This is a genomic window from Paraburkholderia nemoris, from assembly GCF_905221015.1.
GTDB lineage: Bacteria > Pseudomonadota > Gammaproteobacteria > Burkholderiales > Burkholderiaceae > Paraburkholderia > Paraburkholderia nemoris.
In genome coordinates, this window is record NZ_CAJNBO010000013.1 from 121,380 (window position 1) to 139,928 (window position 18,549).

14 protein-coding genes are annotated in these 18,549 nt (G+C 63.7%); 6 read left to right on the top strand and 8 right to left on the bottom strand.

Features of this window, described 5'->3' with window-relative positions; all coding sequences use genetic code 11:
- Window positions 1-18: 18 nt before the first annotated feature.
- On the bottom strand, window positions 19-1,284 hold the full coding sequence (urtA, locus tag KHO33_RS21215) for an urea ABC transporter substrate-binding protein (RefSeq protein ID WP_054036487.1): 1,266 nt from the start codon (window positions 1,282-1,284) through the stop codon (window positions 19-21).
- A 275-nt stretch (window positions 1,285-1,559) separates the two neighbouring features.
- On the opposite strand from urtA, the gene KHO33_RS21220 reads away from it, so the two are divergent.
- The gene (locus tag KHO33_RS21220) at window positions 1,560-5,024 is read left to right on the top strand and encodes an ATP-binding protein (RefSeq protein ID WP_407946188.1); all 3,465 of its coding nucleotides are present in this window, start codon (window positions 1,560-1,562) and stop codon (window positions 5,022-5,024) included.
- On the top strand, window positions 5,017-6,063 hold the full coding sequence (locus tag KHO33_RS21225; RefSeq protein WP_200565978.1) for a response regulator transcription factor: 1,047 nt from the start codon (window positions 5,017-5,019) through the stop codon (window positions 6,061-6,063). Before KHO33_RS21220 ends, KHO33_RS21225 begins: the two co-directional genes overlap by 8 nt.
- A gap of 34 nt (window positions 6,064-6,097) precedes the next feature.
- On the opposite strand, the gene zwf is transcribed toward KHO33_RS21225, so the two are convergent.
- The 4 genes from zwf to KHO33_RS21245 all read right to left on the bottom strand — a co-directional run bounded on the left by zwf (window position 6,098) and on the right by KHO33_RS21245 (window position 9,922).
- The gene (gene zwf / locus KHO33_RS21230) at window positions 6,098-7,579 is read right to left on the bottom strand and encodes a glucose-6-phosphate dehydrogenase (protein WP_200565979.1); all 1,482 of its coding nucleotides are present in this window, start codon (window positions 7,577-7,579) and stop codon (window positions 6,098-6,100) included.
- Window positions 7,580-7,782: 203 nt separating this feature from the next.
- Window positions 7,783-8,727 (bottom strand): bifunctional Delta(1)-pyrroline-2-carboxylate/Delta(1)-piperideine-2-carboxylate reductase, encoded by a 945-nt coding sequence (gene lhpI / locus KHO33_RS21235; RefSeq protein ID WP_200565980.1) that lies wholly within the window; start codon window positions 8,725-8,727, stop codon window positions 7,783-7,785.
- 209 nt (window positions 8,728-8,936) lie between these two features.
- Complete coding sequence (locus KHO33_RS21240; RefSeq protein ID WP_200565981.1) at window positions 8,937-9,194, bottom strand: hypothetical protein; 258 nt, start codon at window positions 9,192-9,194, stop codon at window positions 8,937-8,939.
- Window positions 9,195-9,289: 95 nt separating this feature from the next.
- Complete coding sequence (locus KHO33_RS21245; RefSeq protein ID WP_200565982.1) at window positions 9,290-9,922, bottom strand: C39 family peptidase; 633 nt, start codon at window positions 9,920-9,922, stop codon at window positions 9,290-9,292.
- A 207-nt stretch (window positions 9,923-10,129) separates the two neighbouring features.
- Here KHO33_RS21245 and KHO33_RS21250 point away from each other — a divergent pair, with 207 nt between their 5' ends.
- The 3 genes from KHO33_RS21250 (at window position 10,130) to KHO33_RS21260 (ending at window position 12,874) form a co-directional block, all read left to right on the top strand.
- On the top strand, window positions 10,130-10,384 hold the full coding sequence (locus KHO33_RS21250) for a helix-turn-helix transcriptional regulator (RefSeq protein WP_054036490.1): 255 nt from the start codon (window positions 10,130-10,132) through the stop codon (window positions 10,382-10,384).
- A gap of 2 nt (window positions 10,385-10,386) precedes the next feature.
- Window positions 10,387-11,727: a type II toxin-antitoxin system HipA family toxin gene (locus tag KHO33_RS21255; protein ID WP_200565983.1), complete on the top strand. Its 1,341-nt coding sequence runs from the start codon at window positions 10,387-10,389 to the stop codon at window positions 11,725-11,727.
- A gap of 292 nt (window positions 11,728-12,019) precedes the next feature.
- Window positions 12,020-12,874, top strand: a complete 855-nt coding sequence (locus KHO33_RS21260) for a helix-turn-helix domain-containing protein (RefSeq protein WP_054036494.1) — start codon at window positions 12,020-12,022, stop codon at window positions 12,872-12,874.
- 80 nt (window positions 12,875-12,954) lie between these two features.
- Here the strand turns inward: KHO33_RS21260 and KHO33_RS21265 are convergent, their stop codons facing one another.
- Window positions 12,955-14,841 carry an ATP-binding response regulator gene (locus KHO33_RS21265; RefSeq protein ID WP_200565984.1) on the bottom strand — a complete coding sequence of 629 codons (1,887 nt, stop codon included), beginning with the start codon at window positions 14,839-14,841 and terminating at the stop codon, window positions 12,955-12,957.
- On the bottom strand, window positions 14,811-15,359 hold the full coding sequence (locus KHO33_RS21270; RefSeq protein WP_054036544.1) for a molybdopterin-dependent oxidoreductase: 549 nt from the start codon (window positions 15,357-15,359) through the stop codon (window positions 14,811-14,813). Before KHO33_RS21270 ends, KHO33_RS21265 begins: the two co-directional genes overlap by 31 nt.
- Window positions 15,360-15,658: 299 nt before the next feature.
- Here KHO33_RS21270 and KHO33_RS21275 point away from each other — a divergent pair, with 299 nt between their 5' ends.
- Window positions 15,659-16,621 carry a phosphoribosyltransferase gene (locus KHO33_RS21275; protein ID WP_200565985.1) on the top strand — a complete coding sequence of 321 codons (963 nt, stop codon included), beginning with the start codon at window positions 15,659-15,661 and terminating at the stop codon, window positions 16,619-16,621.
- 7 nt (window positions 16,622-16,628) lie between these two features.
- On the opposite strand, the gene KHO33_RS21280 is transcribed toward KHO33_RS21275, so the two are convergent.
- Entirely contained in the window at window positions 16,629-18,332 is a 1,704-nt protein-coding gene (locus KHO33_RS21280; RefSeq protein ID WP_200565986.1) for an ATP-binding domain-containing protein, read from the bottom strand.
- Between the last annotated feature and the right edge of the window lie 217 nt (window positions 18,333-18,549).

The window sequence follows — 18,549 nt, forward strand, 5'->3', positions numbered from 1 at the left end:
TCGCGGCTGATTCGTGTTTCACTGATAACCCTTGGGGAACGGGTTCGGCTCGATCAGATCGGGCGACTCGGCCACCACCTTGAACTGGCCGTCCGCCTGCGCCTGACCGATACGTGTGCGGCTCCACAAGTGATGGTTTGCATGAATCTTCACGTAGCCTTCCGGCGCGCTCTTCAACTCGATGCCAGGCGATGCGGCAACGACCTTGTCGACGTCGAAGCTGCCGGCCTTTTCCACCGCAGCTTTCCACAGCCATGGACCGAGATAGGCGGCCTGGGTGACGTCGCCGATCACCGACTTGGGTCCGTATTTGGCCTTGAACGCCGCGACGAATTTCTTGTTGTTGTCGTTGTCGAGCGATTCGAAATACTTCATCGCCGAATAGAAACCCGCGACGTTTTCGCCGCCGATCCCGAGCACTTCGTCCTCGGTCACCGAGATGGTCAGCAGGAACTGCTTGTCCGCAGTGATGCCGGCCGCTTTCAGTTGCTTGTAGAACGCCACGTTGGAACCGCCAACGATGATCGCGTAGATGCAATCGGGCTTGGCGATCTTGATCTTGTTGATCAACGAGTTGAAGTTAGTGGTGCCGAGCGGGTAATACTCTTCGCCGACTACCTTGCAACCGCTCAGATGCTGCTCGATATGCTTGCGCGCAATCTTGTTCGACGTGCGCGGCCAGATATAGTCGGAGCCGATCAGGAAGAAGCTCTTCGCCTTCTTCGTCTGGTTCGCCCAGTTCAGCCCCCAGAGAATCTGCTGGGTCGCTTCCTGCCCGGTGTAGAACACGTTCTTCGATTGCTCGAGCCCTTCGTAGAACGTCGGGTAGTACAAGAGGCCGTTATCGCGTTCGAAGATCGGCAACACGGCCTTGCGCGACGCCGACGTCCAGCAACCGAATACGGCCGCCACGTGATCGTTTTCGAGCAGCTTCTTCGACTTCTCCGCGAAGGTCGGCCAATCGGACGCGCCGTCTTCCTGAATGATCTTGATCTGACGGCCGAGAATGCCGCCTGCTGCGTTGATCTGCTCGATCGCGAGACGCTCCGCCTGAATCGAGCCGGTTTCGGAGATCGCCATCGTGCCGGTTGCCGAGTGCAACTGGCCGACTGTCACTTCCGTATCGGTCACCGCGAGGTGCGTGGTGTTGACCTTCGCGGTCGGATACTGCTGGGCCCGCGCGATACCGGAGATGGCGAGCGCGGGCGCGGCGGCGAGGCCCATCAAGAGTTTGCGGCGCAGCGCCGAAGGCATGCCAGACTCGTTCTGGTCGTCGTGTGACATCGAATTCTCCTTGTGGTCGTAGTCGGGCGACCCGCGCTGGGAACCGGCTGGCGGTGTCGACGGAACGAAAGGTAGGTAGCCAATTTGCGCGGCCCAATACGTCAGTTGACGTAGGGCGCGGCAAAAATCCGCTCCCTATAATCGCGTCGGCATGGCGCGCGAGCGCTGCCGACGCAGCGCCGCCCATGGCATGACGGTGTCGCGCCGGCATTCGAATGGAATGCAATTTGCATGGCCGTACCGTTAGCCCCGGAACCCGTCGACGACAAGCCTCGATGCACCAAACAGAGTCACAGCCCCCGCGCCCCGCCGACCCGGCCACCCAGGCTGGGGCATCGCGCCCACCGTCCGGCGGCACACAGCGCATCGTCAAGATTCGCCGCGACTACAACGCGTGGGTCGGCGACGAAACGCTCGAGGATTACGCGCTGCGCTTCACGCCGCGTACGTTCCGGCGCTGGTCGGAGTTCCGGGTCGCGAATACGGCGATCGGTGCGGTATCGTTCCTCGTGCTGGAAGCCATCGGCGGTGCGCTGGTGGTGAACTACGGCTTTACGAACGCGGTCTACGCGATCCTCGCCGTCTCGGTCCTGATCTTTTTGACCGGCATACCGATCAGCTACTACGCGGCGCGCAACGGCGTCGACATGGACCTGCTTACGCGCGGCGCCGGCTTCGGCTATCTGGGCTCCACGCTGACGTCGCTGATCTACGCGATCTTCACCTTTGTATTCTTCGCGCTCGAAGCGGCCATCATGTCGCTCGCGCTCGAGCTTTATCTGAAGGTCCCCCTATCGGTTGCCTACGTGATCAGCGCGCTCGTCATCATTCCGGTGGTGACCTTCGGCATCACCTTCATCAACCGCTTGCAAGGCTGGACCCAGCCTGTATGGCTCGTGCTGCTCGTCGTGCCCTACGCCGTGGTGCTGTGGCGTGAGCCGCACCTGCTCGCCGAATGGTTCACCTTCGGCGGTCTTTCGGCGGACGGCCGCGAATTCAACCTGGTCTCCTTCGGTGCCGGCTGCACGGTGGTGTTTTCTCTGATCGTGCAAATCGGCGAACAGGTCGACTATCTGCGCTTCCTGCCGCCGCGCACACGTGCGAATCGCGTGCGCTGGTGGGTCGCGCTGATCTCGGCCGGTCCTGGCTGGATCGTGCCTGGCGCTTTGAAAATGCTGGGCGGGGCTTTTCTTGCCTTCCTCGCAATCGAGCACGAAATCGACCCGGTGAAGGCCGTCGAGCCGACCCAGATGTATCTGGTCGCGTATCACTACGTGTTCCACTCGCCTGAAGGCGCACTCGCCGCAATGACGCTGCTGGTGATCGTCTCGCAACTGAAAATCAACGTCACCAACGCCTACGCCGGTTCGCTCGCGTGGTCGAACTTCTTCGCGCGGCTCACGCATAGCCACCCTGGGCGCGTGGTATGGCTGGTGTTCAATGTGCTGATCGCACTGCTGCTCGTCGAGATGGGCGTATTTGAAGCCATCAGCAAGGTGCTCGCACTCTATGCGAACGTGGCGATTGCCTGGATTGGCGCGGTGGTCGGCGACCTTGTGATCAACAAGCCGCTCGGTTATAGCCCCCGCGGCATCGAGTTCAAACGGGCACACCTGTACGACATCAATCCCGTCGGGGTGGGCGCCATGGTGATCGCCTCGCTGATTGCCGCGCTGTCCCATGCGGGCGTCTTCGGCGCGATCGCTGAAGCACTGGCGTCCTTCATCGCGCTGCTGGTCGCCTTCGTCTGCGCGCCGTTGCTGGCGATCGCCACACGCGGGCGCTTCTATCTGGCACGCGACGGTCGCGACCTCGAAGCGGGCGCGGTACTGCGCTGCGTGATCTGCGAAAACAGCTTCGAGCGCGAAGACATGGCGCACTGCCCGGCCTACGCCGGTTCGATCTGCTCGCTCTGCTGCTCACTCGACTCGCGCTGCAACGACTCCTGCAAACCTCACGCACGACTGCCGGCCCAGTTCGGCAAGTCAATGCATGCGCTGTTCCCGCGGCTCAGGCTCGGCGCCGCCGGCCTGCGGCTCGCGCAGTACGCCGGTCTGTTGATCGTCGTGCTCACGCTGCTTGGCGGCGTGCTTGCCGTGCAGTGGTATCAAAGCGTGCGAACCCTGCCCGATCTCGACACCACGGTCCACGATGTACTGCTGCAGGGGTATCTGAAGGCCTTTTTCGCACTCGCGCTGGTCGGCTGCATCGCCGCGTGGTGGCTGGTGCTCGCCAACGAGAACCGCAAGGTCACGCAGGAGGAATCGCAGCGGCAAGCGGAACTGCTGATGCAGGAAATCGAGGCACACCGTAAAACCGACGCCGCACTCCAGCAGGCGAGCGCCGCCGCCGAATCGGCCAACCGCGCGAAGAGCCGCTATGTGACGGGTCTGAGCCACGAGTTGCGCACACCGCTCAACAGCATCCTCGGCTACGCACAACTGCTGCTGCAAGGCACCGATGAACTGCCCCCCGCCCGCCGCAACGCAGTGGCAACGATCTATCGCAGCGGCGAGCATCTTTTGGCGCTCGTTGACGGCCTGCTCGACGTCGCCCGCATCGAGGCGGGCAAGCTGCAACTGAACGTGACGGAAATTTCGCTGCCGGACTTCGTCACACAACTCTCGGCGATGCTCGAACCGCAGGCCACCGACAAAGGACTGCACTTCGATTTCCAGACGACCGGCCGCATTCCGGAAGTCGTACGCGTCGACGAGAAGCGCGTACGGCAGATTCTCATCAACCTGATCGGCAATGCGATTCGCTTTACGTCGAGCGGTTCGGTGAAGGTGCGCGCCGGCTATGCGTGGGAGACCCTCACCTTCGAGATCACCGACACGGGCCCCGGCATGCCGGCTGCCGAACTGGAGCGCCTGTTCCTGCCGTTCGAGCGCGGCGCGGCGGCACGCGAACACGACCACGGTGCCGGGCTCGGCCTGACGATCTGCCGCCTGCTCACGGAACTGATGGGCGGCAACCTGCAGGTGCAAAGCGAGGTGGGCAACGGGACCCGCTTTATCGTCAAGCTGTTCGCACCGGAAGTGCGCGCGCCGCAATTGCTGGCAAGCGGCCCGCTCAACGTCAAGGGGTACGACGGGCCGCGCCGCACGGTGCTGGTGGTCGACGATCTCACCGAGCAGCGCCGTATCGTCACGCATACGCTTGCGCCGCTGGGCTTCCTGGTGGTCGAAGCGGCCAGCGGACCGGAGGCGTTGCAATGGCTTGGCACAGGGTCGGCCGACCTCATCGTGATGGATGTGTCGATGCCGGACATGGACGGCTTCGAGGCGAGCCGCCTGATTCGCGACAACCAGTTGTCGGCGGCGCCGATCCTGATCCTGTCGGCCAACGCCTTCGCCGACGATCGCGACAAAGGGGCCGCGGCCGGTTGCGACGACTACCTCGCCAAACCGCTACACATTCCGCTCCTGCTCGACAAACTGGCTGCATTGCTGCAACTGCAGTGGATCGTCGAGTCAACTGACACAGCGCTGCCAGCTTCCGCCGTTTCGCTGACCGAAGTGCCGGCAAGCTTGCCCGCCACCCTGCGCGAGAAACTACATGCGCAGCTTGAAATGGGCTACATGCAGGGCTTCATCGAACAACTCGACGCGGCGGAGAGCGGCGCGCCGGAGTTGGCTACCCTGCTCGAACCGTTGCGCACCCTCGCGCGACGATTCCGGCTGACTGAACTCGCGCAGTTGCTCGCGCCTACCCAGCAGGTCAATCCCGATGCATGATGAATCGCTGCTCCTGCCCCCCGACACGCAACCGGAACTACCCGACGACAAGCCGGTTGTGCTGATCGTCGACGACACGCCCGACAACCTCGCGCTGCTGTCCGATACGCTGCAGGCGTCCGGCTATGCGGTGCTGGTTGCGCTCGACGGACAGTCCGCCTTGCAACGCCTCGCGCGCATCACGCCGGATGCCGTGCTGCTCGACGCGCTGATGCCCGGCATGGATGGCTTCGAAACCTGCCGGCAGATCAAGGCCGATCCCCGCAACCGGCATCTGCCGGTGATCTTCATGACCGCGCTGACCGACAGCGAACATGTCGTGCAAGGCTTTCGGGTCGGAGGAATCGATTACGTGACCAAGCCCGTGAAGCCGAGCGAGGTCAGCGCGCGCATTGCCGCGCATGTGCAGCGCTCGCGCCAGCAGCGTCAGGCGGACATGGTGCTCGAAATCGGCATGCGCGCTGCGCTGATTGCCGCCGCGAGCGGAGAAATCAGATGGCAGAGCGACCTTGCGCGGCAGCGGCTCGCGCGTTACGGATCGGGCGACGCGCAAACTGAGGAGAGAAATGGAAGCGCGGAGAGCAACGTGAAGGACAATCTGGTGGACGACGGCGCGCGGCTACCGGCGCCTCTTGCCGAAGCCGGCCAGCGTCTGCCGCCGGTGCTGAGTCAATGGCTGGCGCGCTGGATCGAAACGGGCTGCGACCTGCAAGCCGCCTTCGAGACGGCTGCAGACGGCGCACGCCGTGTCGCGCGGGTACTTGGCCGCGCGACGCGTGGCGACTGGGTGATCCTGCTCGAAGAATTCAACGACGCCGCGCACACCAGCGCGCTCGGCGCGCAATTCAACCTGACGGCCCGCGAAGCGGAAGTCCTGCTATGGGTTTCGCGCGGCAAGACCAATCGCGATATCGGAGACATCCTCGGCATGGCGCCGCGCACGGTCAACAAGCACCTCGAACATGTGTTCGGCAAGTTGCATGTGGAGACCCGCGCAGCGGCGGCGGCGATCGCCGCCAAGGCGAGCACGCGGTATTGAAGATCCCCGCCCTACGTCAAGCCGCTCGCCCCGCTTACTGCGACTCTTCCGCCCAAACGGCGTTTTCACGCGCCATCAACGCCGTCGACGCGGCCGGCCCAAACGTGCCTGCCGTATAACCGCGCGGCTTGTCGCCCGACTTGGCCCAGCCGTCCAGAATCGGTTCGGCCCACGCCCATGCTGCTTCGAGTTCATCACGGCGCATGAAGTGCGTGAGGCGCCCGCGAATCACGTCGATCAACAGACGCTCGTACGCTTCCGCGCGACGTTCGGTGAACGCCTGCTGCAAGTCCAGGTTCAGATTCACCGGCAACATGTGCATGCCGCTGCCGGGTTCCTTCGCGAGCATCTGCAACTGGATCGACTCTTCCGGCTGCAACTGGATCACGAGACGGTTGCCGTAATTGCGCCCACCGCTAGGAATGATCGAGAACGGCAATTCGGAAAACTCGATAACGATTTCCGATACCTTCTTCTGCAGACGCTTGCCGGTGCGCAGGTAAAACGGCACGTTGGCCCAGCGCCAGTTGTTGATATGCGCGCGCAACGCGACGAAAGTCTCGGCACGGCTGTTTGCCGGCACGTTGTCTTCCTCGAGGTAGCCCTTCACCGGCTCGCCGTTTACCGCGCCGGCCGTGTACTGGCCGCGCACGGTATCGCGCGCGATATCCTCGGGCGTCATAGGGCGCAGCGAGCGCAGCACCTTGAGCTTCTCGTCGCGCACCGCATCCGGATCGAGCGACACTGGCGGCTCCATGGCGACGATGCATAGCAGTTGCAGCAAGTGGTTCTGCACCATGTCGCGCAGCGCGCCGGTTTTATCGTAGAAGCCCGCGCGGCTGCCCACCCCGACCTCTTCGGCCACAGTGATCTGCACGCGCTTGATATACGGCGCTTGCCACAGCGGACCGAAAATCGCGTTGCCAAAGCGCAGCACCATCAGGTTCTGCACGGTTTCCTTGCCGAGGTAATGATCGATCCGGTAGATCTGCGCTTCGCTGAAATGCTTGCCGACCGCCGTGTTGATCTCCTGCGCGGACGCCAGATCGTGGCCCAGCGGTTTCTCGAGCACGACCCGCGAATTCTCGTCGACCAATCCTGCCGCCGAAAGGTTTTCGCAGATATTCGTGAACAGATCCGGCGAGGTCGCTAGATAGAACACGCGCCGCACACCTTCGCGCGACACTTCCTTCAGACGCTGGTAGTCCTCGACCGAATCGACGTCCATGCGCACGTACTCGAACAGCGCCAGGAATTTGTCCCAGGCGGCGGCATCGAACGCCTTCTTCTCGATGAAGGGCTTCGCCTTCGTTTCCATGAATTCGCTGATGTACTCCTCACGCGACCACGGCTTGCGGCCGATCGTGAGAATACGGGTATCCGGCGGCAGATTGCAGTGCAGATGCGCCATGTAGAGCGCGGGCAGCAGCTTGCGGAACGACAGGTCGCCGGTGCCGCCGAAGATGATCATGTCGAGCGGCAGGTTGGGAGTGGCTAAAGCGTGTTGGGTCGTCATAGCGCGGTCGCAGCGTCGTGGTAGGCGTCAAGTCAACAGACAAAGGGCAAAAAAACGCCGGCGGACCGGCGCTTTTTTCTGGCAAACGCCTATGGTGCAACGTTTTGAGATTGTTTGCACGGCAACATGTGCCGCAGGTTGGCGCAAGATGCCAACCCGGGCCTGCGAACCGCACCGCGCCGGGTGCGGCGAACCGTCTGCGATCAGCCGCCTGACAAGGCTTCGCGCGCCACGCGGCAGGCCGCCAGATCCCACGCCGCGCAGCCGACACTTTTAAAAACAATCGGTTGTTTCGACGGCAACACTGCAGCGTTGCCCACCACGGCGGCAATTCCGCCGACCCGCGCCCAATCGACACCGGCCTGGATGAAATCGCCGGCTTCATGCCGCGCACCGGCTTCGTCGTCGACGAACAGCGCGCTGCCTGCGATCGTGCGCGCGCCGATCTCGACCATGGCCGGCGTGAATGCGCCGACGCCGATCACGAGCCGGTCTGCGCGCGCGGCTTCTTCGTAGACGGCCTGCTTGCTGGTGGTCAGCGCGATCACCACGTCGATCGAATCGGGGATGGCCGCGGTGGGGTCGGCCAGCGGTTGCAGTTTGCGAACCTTGCCACCCTGCTCAGCATGTGCGGCGCAAAACGCCTCGGCCCGCGCTGGCGCACTGCCCTTCACCCACACACGGGCGTCGGGAAACAGCTCGCCGATCGCTTCCAGATGATTCACCGCCTGCGTGCCGGTGCCGATCAGCAGGAATTCGCGCGGCGTTGCGGACGCGAAAGTGTGTACGCCGAGCATCGACATCGCCGCCGTGCGACGCCCTGTTACCGTCGGGCCGTCGAGGACGAAGAGCGTCTCGCCGGTATCGGCGTCGAAGGCCATCACCTGGCCGTGGATCGTCGGGATGCCGCGCTGCCGATTGCTCGCGCATACGTTGACCAGCTTGTGGATCGCGAGATCGGGCGCAGTGGCCGGCATCGATAGCATGATGCCGCCCTCGTTGAGCGGCACGACGAGCCGTTCAGGACTCACAATGCGTTGTTGCGCGTAGTCGATGCTCGCACGCCTCAATGCATCGACGAGCGTCGCGTACGGGATCAACTGCGCGGTGGCGGCGGCGTCGAAAATCTGCGTAGTCGGGCGGGTCATAAGCGGGTTTTTCCTGTTCAGGCGAGTTGATGCGGTCGATTCAGGGCGCCAGACACGTGGCTAGTTCGGGAATCGGGAGCAAGCGATTCTACGACGCCCGGCGCGCCGTGAAGCCGGATCTAGGGAACGCGTCTGCCGCTGCAGCCGCAGCCGCAGCGCAGGAATTTGCGTGACTCACCAAAAAAAGCAGCGGCGCGCCGCCGCTACGGTCATTGCGAAGCAGCGTCAGCTTTGGCGTCGTCTTTCTTGCCGCCCTTGAACATCGCGCGGCACGGCGGACTGAGTTCGTCGAGGTGCTGCTTCATACAGGCGGTGATTTTTTCCCTGTTCGGAATGTCGGCGGCGCAGAAATGCATCGCGTCGCCGCGGCAGGCCTTGGCCTGGTCGTCCTGGGTGGCCGCACGCGCTGCGGTGGCGGCGCCGAGCGCGACGAGGCTGGCGGCAAGCACGGCATAGGTTCGCTTCATGGCGGGCTCCGGTATCGCAAAAGTCGGTGTGAAGCTCTTCAGCAGAAAACGGGCCCGATCATCGCGTTCGCCGTGCGGCTTGCCTGTTGCCGTGTCTAGCGCACGCTGCGGGTGAGCGTCATGCCACGCCCTGCGTAGAAACGCGCCATCGTTGCGAACGGCAAATAGACATCCGCCTGGTGAGGCGCAACGCCCGATGGATTATGAAACCATACGCCATCGCGATCGCGCCCGTGAAGCAGGATCAGATGCCCGCCCTGGCTCTGATTCGGCCGCTCCGGATAACGGATCTCGGGGCTCACGGAAACGATCGCCAGCGTGTCGCCGTCGATGCGCATGGCGATCTCTTCGAGCGGCGCCTGCGGCAGCACCTCGACCTGAATACCGAATGCCTCGCCGAGCCAGCCGGCGAACGGCCGGTAGATCAAACCGTCGACGCCGCCGTCGTCACGCAACCGGTACACGCCATGGCGCAACGCTTCATCCAGCAACGCAGCGCGCGGCGCGTGTTCGATGCGCCAATAGTCGAGCGCGGATTCGAGGCAGGTCAGACCGCACAGGCGTTTCGCCCAGAATCGGTAACGCTCCGGGTCAGCAAAGCCGCTCTGCTGCCAATGCGGATCGTCGCATGGGTCACCCTCCTGTTCGACGATGTGGCGCACCCATTCGGGGCTGCCCCATTGCGTGTGGTACGGCACGTCGGTGTGGCGTAGTGTCGGTAGGTTCATGAGCCGCGCGAAGTCGGTAGAGAATATTTTCACAGCATGCTACACGGGCGACCCAGCGGGGGCGCACGCAGACGGAATTTATTCGTCACGCGGATATTTGCCATTTATTCGCCAGGCAGATATTTGCCGAATATGCGTCACACGAATATTTGACAAATATCTGTGTGACGCATAAAGTGCATTTATTCGTCTTGCGGATAATTTGCCATGATCCACCTTGTCGCCACGCCGGACCAGATGGCCCAGCTGCTCGCTGCCGGCCGGCGCCAGGCCGGCCTTACCCAGGCTGACGCCGCCGCGCGCATCGGCGTCAGCCAGAGCCGCATCTCGGCGCTGGAAACCGACGCCACCGCCCTCACCCTCGCACAATTGCTGGCGCTGTGCGGCGCCTATGGGCTGCAATTGCAGGTGCGCGACAAGAACCAGCCGGTGCCTGAACCGGCGCCTTTGGTCGAGTGGTAAGCATGGGCCGCCAAACGCATTCGCGGGCGCTTTCGGTGTGGGCCAACGGCGAGCGCGTCGGCGTCTGGCGCCTGCCCACCCGCGGCCCCATGGAGTTCGCTTACGACCCCGCATGGGTCGCCTCGCCCGCGGGCCGGCCGCTTTCGCTCTCGCTGCCATTCGCGCCGAGCAACGTGGCGAACAAAGGCCATCGGGTGCTCAACTATTTCGACAATCTGCTCCCCGACAGCGAGGCGATCAGAAAGCGCATCGCCCAACGCTACCAGACCGATACGCTCGATCCCTTCGATCTGCTGCAAGCCATCGGCCGCGATTGCGTGGGCGCCGTCCAGTTGCTGGCCGAAGACGACGCGCCGGCCGGCGTCGAACGCATCGAAGGCACGCCGCTCTCCGACCGCGAGATCGAGACCATGCTGGCGCGCACCGTCAGCACCCCCGCCCTCGGCGCGGCCGACGAAGCGGACGATTTCCGCATCTCGCTCGCCGGCGCGCAGGAGAAAACCGCTCTGCTGTGGCACGACGGCAAGTGGCAACGCCCGCATGGCGCCACGCCCACCACGCACATTTTCAAGCTGCCGCTCGGGCTGGTCGGCAACAAGCTGGCCGACCTCAGCACCTCGGTCGAAAACGAATGGTTGTGTCTGCGGATTCTGCGCGCCTATGGCCTGCCGGTGGCCAACACCGAGATCATGACGTTCGGCAAGCAGCGGGTGCTGAGCGTCGAACGCTTCGACCGGCAACTGCATTCGAGCGGGCAATGGCTGCTGCGCCTGCCGCAGGAGGACTTCTGCCAGGTGTACGGCGTGCCGTCGCATCGCAAGTACGAAAACGAAGGCGGTCCGGGCATGCTGGACCTCGCGCGGATTCTCCAGCAATCGGTGTCGGCGCAACAGGACATCGAAACGCTGCTGGCAAGCCAGATCCTCTTCTGGATGCTGGCGGCGCCGGACGGCCACGCCAAGAACTTCAGCATTCGCCTGCTGGCGGGCGGCCAGTACCGTCTCACGCCGCTTTACGACGTGATGTCGATCTGGCCGGTGGAAGGCAGCGGCCCGAACCAGTGGTCATGGTTCAAGGCCAGGCTCGCCATGGGGATGTGGTCGCGCAGCAAACACGACGCCTTCCGCGACGTGCAGCGGCGCCACTTCAACACCATGGCACTGAGGTGCTCACACGGTGCGAACGCCGAGCCCTTGATCCAGCGGCTGATCGAGCAGACGCCGGAGGTCATCGCGCGGGTCTCGGCCGAATTGCCCGAGCGCTTTCCGGGCAAGGTCGCCGAGCGGATTTTCAAAGGCCTGAAAAACTCGGCGGCCAAGCTCGACACCATGCCGCCGGCTTAACGGCGGGTGAAGAACAATCCAATCGGAATTACTTACAGATTCCTCCCGGTTTAATCGGTAAAATACATTCGATGCTAAAGGCATAAAACAGATCGCCGAATTCGTCGGTTCGCACCTCGTACCGACAGGTTTGGCGGCGGTCATACCAAAACACAGGCCGTGAGACTTTTTACGGTACATTTGCTGTCCCCCGCGTAGCCGCGTCAATGCGCACCCAATGTGCATGGCCGCGTTGCGCGTGCCGTATCGCATGCCCCCAGCCACCCTTCAAGAAGGCAGATCCTCACGCAGTATGACCAACGAAACAAACTCACCTGACTCCATGGCCGTCGCCGAGCGCGTGCGCGAGTTGATGAGCCGGCATGGAATCGGCAAACGCCAGCAGACCACTGAGCTATGCCGCATCCTCGATCTGAGTTTTTCGCAGGGACACCGCAAGCTGCGCGGCAACAGCCCGTGGACCCTCTCGCAGATCAAGAAGGTTGCCGAGGTGTTCGGCGAACCGGCAGCCCAGCTATTCGGCGCACAGTCGCTCGATCCGGGCATGGTCGGCGCCATCGCCCAGGAGGCGCTGTTCTGCGTCGGCGCGCTCGAGCTGGCCTGCACCGCATGGGTCGGCGCCGCGCTCGAACCGGGCAGCCGCCCTGAATTTGTCGCGTACTCGAAGCTCGGCCAATGGCGCGTGGCGCGCCACGACGGCACGCTCTACCAAAGCGCGTACGAAGTCCACAAGATCGAGATCTATCCGCGCCGCGCCGAGACCGACAAGCCGACCATCGCCGTGGTGGACGACGATCAGGCCTCCGCCGACAACCTGCGCGACTATCTCGAACGCAGCGGTTTCGCGGCGGTGGCGATCTACGGCCTCGCGGCGTTCACCGAACAGCTGCAAACGCAGGTCTTCGACGGCGTTGTGATCGATTGGCTGTTCGGCTCGCAGACTTCGGCGGCGGCGATCCGCGCAGTGCGGGCGTCGGAAAATCCGGACGCGCCGATTTTCGTGCTGACCGGCGAACTGCTGACCGGCAAGGCCAGCGAATCGGAGATCAGCCAGGTCATCCGCAATTACGACGTTGCGTGCTATGAAAAGCCCGCGCGTATGGCGATCCTGGTCGCCGATCTGTCCAAGCGCCTCAACCGGCCTTAATGTTGCTTGCGCCGGCAAGCGGCTGAAGGTGTGTGCTCAGGTTGAGCCCTCCTCCAACTGCGTTTCCTCAAGGCGTCACCTCACACCGTATGCCGCGAAGCCAAAGCTCGCTGCAACGCGCTGCGCAGTTCCTCGTAATGTACTGGCTTTAATAACGCTTCAAAGAACGGCTGCAAGCCGGCTTCTCCCGCGCCCCCACCCGCACCACCCGCACTACCCGCACCGCCTGCGCTATCTGCGCTATCCGCCTCCGGCCCATACGCGCTCACCACGATCACCGGAACACCCGACGACGGCCCTCCCCGTGCCGCGAAATCCGCAAGGAACGTATAACCGTCGCGATCCGGCATATGCAGATCGAGCAACACCACGTCACAGCGGCGCGCGTCGAGCCACGCGAGTGCATCGTCGGCATTGGAGACGGCGTGCGCGTCGAAATCCATGTGCGCGATCATTTCGCTGAGCGACTCGCGAATCAGCCGGTTATCGTCGACGATCAACACGCAGGGGCGCGCGCCGCCCGGTTCGGCCTGCGCCGCCACGCCGGGAGGTGCGGTTGCCGCGACCGGTCTGACCGGAATCGTCACCGTAAAGGTCGTGCCCTCGCCCACCGTGCTCGCCACCTCGACGGTGCCGCCGAACAGCCTGACCAGCCCCTGCACGATCGCGAGTCCCATCCCCGCACCCTCGAAGCGGCGTGCGCGCGAAGCATCCAGTTGTGTGAACTCCTGGAAGATCAGCGGAATCTGCGCTTGCGGCACGCCCGGCCCAGTATCGCTGACGACGAAAATCAGCACCGCCGGCCGCTGCCTCAGTTGCACGCGCACCGTGCCGGTTTCGGTGTAACGGATCGCGTTGGTGACCAGGTTGTTGACGATCTGGCGGATGCGGTGCGGATCTGAATCGACGAGGCCGCCCATGCCGCTCGCCTCGCTTTCCAGCTTGAGGCCGCGCGCGGCGGCCGACATCGCGTGTTCGTCGACGATCGACGCCAGCAGCTCGCGCGGCTCGAAGTGCTCGTGACGCAGCTCGAGCTTGCCGGCGCCGAGGCGCGCGTAGTCGGTCAGGTCTTTCATCTGCGCTTCCAGATGCCGCCCTGCGGTTTCGAGCCGCTGGATCACCTTGCGGTCGGCCTCGGAGTGATAGTTGAAGCCCAGCAATTCGATCGACGACACGATCGCATGCAAGGGCGTGCGCAGTTCGTGGCTGATCATGCCGAGAAACGCGTCCTTCGCGAGACTCGCCTCGCGCGCCGCGCGGCTCGCCTGATGCTCTGCGTCAAGCGCCGCGTGCTGCTGATGCATCAGGCGCGTGCGGCGCCGGCCGTTGAGCACCAGCAGCGTGGTCGCGGCCGCCGACAGCAACAGTAGCAACAGGCCGCCCGCGAACAGCATGCGGCGCTTGTCGATGAAATCGCGGTTCATCGCCTCACGGTCGGCCACGTCGGCGAAACGGCGGCTCAACGCGAGATCGTTGACCTCGTTCCAATGCTGGCGCAACTCAACGACGATCTGATCGGCGCGGCTGCGGTCCTTCGGCAACGCGTCGACCTCAGGCTGAATCCCGTCCAGCAAATGATCGAGCGACTTGATTTCGTCCTGTTGCCGTTGCAGCAGCGCGAGCTGCGTAGTCAGTCTGCGTGTCGAACCGGCCATCACGTGCAGCTTCGATTGCAGCAACTGGTAGCGCAGCACGAGCCGCTGATAGTCGTCGTCGACGCCGGATTGATACAGCAGCAACTGGTTCTCGAAACGCGCGTAGGCGATCTGCAGTTGCGCGGCGTCCCAATAGAAACCATCGTACTGACCGGTCAGCTGTTCGGTGGCGCGCGGATTGAGCAGGTTCGCGTACAACAGATAGCCGATCGCGCCGGCCGGCGCCGCAAGCGCGGTCAGCCAGATCAACACATAGAGGACACGGCGCCAGGGGCGGCGTGTTATTTGACGATGAGTGCCTTGATCTGCCATACGAATTTGGAATCGCCCGCCGCGCCCATGAGTTCATCGGGAAACGCGTCGCGCGGATAGATAAGAAACAGCGGCCCGAAGTCGCTGATCTTCAGGCGCTGGCCGTTCATGCTGTACGCAACGACCACGCCGTAGCGATCGCAGTCCGACACCGGAATGGTGTACGTATAGTCGTCGAGCGTATGGATCTCGACTGCGCTGCCGGATGCGCCGACTGTCTTCAGGATATCCGCGAGCAGTGGTCCTGTGAAGGTGGAACGTGGCGTCCAGGTGGTGGCGGTCGTAATCGAATGAGCCGGCAGCGCGAGCAGTTGTGCCTCGGTGAAGTGATACAGCTGGTGCGCCGCATCGTTGGTCTTGCTGATCTTGCCCTTCACGTCGAGCGATAACGGCAACGACTCCGCCTGCGCCTGTACCTGCATGCTCCAGGCGGCGAAAGCGAGGAGCAGACCCAGCCCCCACCATGCGCGCCTGACCGCACCTTTCCTGCCATCCACCACTATGCCCGCCTTGGTCATCTTCATCTGTCTGGTCATTCCATCGTTTGTTATTTTGCGGGCGGCTGCGCTGCGCCGGCTCAACCGGCCAGCGAACCTGCAGCATCCCGCGTCTGTCCTTTTCCCGCGGCGGCGGTCGTCTTTGCGACACGCCCCGTCCGGCGACGCGCGCCACCCCCGACGCGCGATCTTTGAACCGCATGCATAATATCGCCAAAATTCTTCGTCTCAAAAACGGGGGCCCGCCGCAGCACCGCGCCGCGCGCCGCTCTCCGTGTACGGGACACCTGCCCTACGCGCACAGCGACGCCCTGAGAGTCATGAACAAGCCGGTTTTGCCCCTGACGTACGAACAACTCGATCACTGGATCGAGTCGCTGCAACCCGCGTTGCTGGCGGAGCGTTTCACCATGGCGATCGGCATTCTGCGTGGCGGCGCACCGCTTGCGCTGATGGTTTCGCATGCGGCCGGCACACCCGTCGCCTTCCTTCGATACGACCGCCAGTCACGCACGGTCGCCTGGGATTCAACGCTGCCGATTCCTCCCGCTGGCTCGAAAGTGCTGCTGTGCGAAGACATCGCGGGGCGGGGCTTTACGCTGACCGATTGCATCGCATTCCTGCAGCAGCATGGTCTCGACGTCAGAACGCTGACCGCCGCGGTCGACGACCTGAGCCGCATGCAACCCGACTACGCGATCGACGCCCGAGGCTACTTCGCGCTGTTTCCGTGGGAGCGCCAGGCCTACACCGAGCGTTACCGCGAGGACTGGGAGCGCGTTGAAGCGGGCACTGCGCCCGCCATGGCCGACGATCACGAATACGCCACCTACGCGATCGACCTCGACGGCATTCTGCTGCCCGACGTGCCGCTCGCGCGCTACGACGAGGACCTGGCCGCGGCGCTCGCCGAACGCGACGCGTTGCTGCCGTTCGAGGTGCTGCCGTTCGAGGTGCTGCCGGGCATCGATCTGCAACGCGTGCGCACAATCATCACCGGGCGGCCGGAACTGGATCGGGCGCGCACCGAAGCGTGGCTCGCGCGGCACGGCTTCGGTCATATGCAACTGGTGATGCGCACGCCCGGCACGCACGACGAAAGTGCCGCCGGCGCCGCTGCTCACAAGGCTGCGGCGGCGTTGCGCGGCGGTGTCACGCACTTTGTGGAGAGCGATCCGGTGCAGGCGCTGCTGATCGCACAGCAGGCGCCGTTGCTGCGCGTGATCTGGTGGGACGCGCTTACGCAAACCGGGATGCTGGTGGGCGCTCGCGCGTGGACGTGAGCGACGGCTAGGCTTCTTTCGCCTCTCTGAGTTCTTTGGTTTCTTTGAACTCTTTACCGTCACGCAGATACAGATGTCGCGCGGCCCGTTGCGAGGCGACGATGATCAGCTTCATCGTCGCACGCGTGGCGCCGACGAACAGCTTGCGTGCAATCCGCTCGTCGAATAGTTCGAAGTCGACCTCCGTGAGAATCACGCACGGCGCCGCCTGCCCCTTGAAGCGGTAGATCGACTCGAACAGCACATCCCCTTCGCGATACTCCGGGTTGCCGAACAGATCGTACTTGCCCGTGAAACTGCGCAACCGATGCGGTCCGAGATGATCCTGCGCGGTCATCGCCGAGCCTTCGCGGCCGCGAAACGACAGCACCGCAATATCCTGTTTGCGAAAGCCGAGCGACAAGGCCTGCGTGATCGCCCGCTTGGTCGCCTCGATGCTGCCTTCGGCGGCGTTCGCTTCGTCATAGACGGAGAGCGAAATATCGGAGCCGTCGAACGGACTGCCTGAGGCCAGGCCCGCCGCAACCGGCACCGAGGCGCCGACCACGTCGCGCACATAATCGAGAATGTCACGCGGGCTACGGTAGTTGGTGGTCTCTTTCAGCGTGGTCCAGCCGTGCAGCTCGACCGGCTCGCGCATATACAGATTCTGCAGCGGATCTTCGAGCCACCACCACGCGGCGTCCGGCCGCAACAGGCGCTCGAGTGCAGCCACCCACGGCTGCTGGAAATCCTGTCCTTCGTCGACGATCAACACGTCGAATTGCCAGCGCGCGTCGATCGGTGTTTCGGCGAAAGTCGTTTCAAGCTGTTTGAAGACGTCGCCGGACTGGAAATCCGGCTCGCGGCCCGCGTCGCGCGCGACCCAGTCGCATAGCTGGTGATAGTTCGCCACCTTTGCCTCAGGCGGCGCAACCCGCGCAATGTGATCCGCAAGCGGCCGGTTGAAACATACGTACAACGGCCGCTGACCACGCGCCGCCGCGTCCTTCATTACCTGCACTGCCAGTTGCGTCTTGCCGGAGCCGGCCGTGCCGATCACGCGCAGCCGGAACGGCGAAAACTCGAGTCGCCGCGCCCAGGTCGCGAGGCCGCCGGCCAGACGCGTGACGAGCGTGCCGGCCTGGCCGACCAGTGCGCTGGCGTCGGGCGTAAGCGAAAGTTCATCGGCGAGAAAGTGATGGATTTTCGGCGCGCAGGCGAGGCGTGCTTCGTCCGCCGGCAAGGCTTCGCGAATGATCGCGGCGAGCCGGTCTTTACGCGTCGCGTCGACGATCCGCGCGGGATTCACGCCGGCAATCGCCGCGTCCTTGACAATGTGGTCCGGGCAATACAGCAGTTCTTCGATGAAATACGTACCCGCGCCGAACGCCGCGGTGAAACGCCGGTGCAGCGTTTCGACGGTATGCGCGAGCGCGATCGCCACATTGCGTTCCGTCTGGAGATAGACCTTGACGAGCCCCTTGGGCGTTTCGCGCAGGAAGCCGGTTTTCTGTTCGACGATCATCACGCGCCCAGCCGGGCTGACGATCACGAAGTCGGCCTCGCCAAACACTGAAAAATTCTGGTTCAGACGGGTCCAGTGCACGCCGTGGTAGACGGTGTAACCATCGGGAAGCGCTTCTTCCAGCAGCGCGAGGGTTTCGCGTTCGCGTGCCGCCGCGCCGGTGGCGGCGAGGCTCTTCCAGTCGTCGGGGACAATGCGGGCCATGCGGTGCCTCGTCGTATTCGGGTGCGCTCATTGTACGCAACGCCCGCGCGTTGCCGGCATGGCGCATCGGGCGAAACACGGACCTCTATGGGCAAGGTGCTTCGGACCATGCTCCGGGCAACACTTCACGCGGCAGATTGCAGGCCGGCGGCGCGCAAACCCACGCGCATCGTGTATCGTTACTGGCTGAACGCCGCGCGCCGCGCACGGCTTGCCA

What these genes read in the sequence shown, in the direction of transcription:
- urtA (WP_054036487.1), bottom strand. Translation starts at nt 1,284, where the DNA reads ATGTCACACGACGACCAGAACGAGTCTGGCATGCCTTCGGCGCTGCGC.
- KHO33_RS21220 (WP_407946188.1), top strand. Translation starts at nt 1,560, where the DNA reads ATGCACCAAACAGAGTCACAGCCCCCGCGCCCCGCCGACCCGGCCACC.
- KHO33_RS21225 (WP_200565978.1), top strand. Translation starts at nt 5,017, where the DNA reads ATGCATGATGAATCGCTGCTCCTGCCCCCCGACACGCAACCGGAACTA.
- zwf (WP_200565979.1), bottom strand. Translation starts at nt 7,579, where the DNA reads ATGACGACCCAACACGCTTTAGCCACTCCCAACCTGCCGCTCGACATG.
- lhpI (WP_200565980.1), bottom strand. Translation starts at nt 8,727, where the DNA reads ATGACCCGCCCGACTACGCAGATTTTCGACGCCGCCGCCACCGCGCAG.
- KHO33_RS21240 (WP_200565981.1), bottom strand. Translation starts at nt 9,194, where the DNA reads ATGAAGCGAACCTATGCCGTGCTTGCCGCCAGCCTCGTCGCGCTCGGC.
- KHO33_RS21245 (WP_200565982.1), bottom strand. Translation starts at nt 9,922, where the DNA reads ATGAACCTACCGACACTACGCCACACCGACGTGCCGTACCACACGCAA.
- KHO33_RS21250 (WP_054036490.1), top strand. Translation starts at nt 10,130, where the DNA reads ATGATCCACCTTGTCGCCACGCCGGACCAGATGGCCCAGCTGCTCGCT.
- KHO33_RS21255 (WP_200565983.1), top strand. Translation starts at nt 10,387, where the DNA reads ATGGGCCGCCAAACGCATTCGCGGGCGCTTTCGGTGTGGGCCAACGGC.
- KHO33_RS21260 (WP_054036494.1), top strand. Translation starts at nt 12,020, where the DNA reads ATGACCAACGAAACAAACTCACCTGACTCCATGGCCGTCGCCGAGCGC.
- KHO33_RS21265 (WP_200565984.1), bottom strand. Translation starts at nt 14,841, where the DNA reads ATGGCAGATCAAGGCACTCATCGTCAAATAACACGCCGCCCCTGGCGC.
- KHO33_RS21270 (WP_054036544.1), bottom strand. Translation starts at nt 15,359, where the DNA reads ATGACCAAGGCGGGCATAGTGGTGGATGGCAGGAAAGGTGCGGTCAGG.
- KHO33_RS21275 (WP_200565985.1), top strand. Translation starts at nt 15,659, where the DNA reads ATGAACAAGCCGGTTTTGCCCCTGACGTACGAACAACTCGATCACTGG.
- KHO33_RS21280 (WP_200565986.1), bottom strand. Translation starts at nt 18,332, where the DNA reads ATGGCCCGCATTGTCCCCGACGACTGGAAGAGCCTCGCCGCCACCGGC.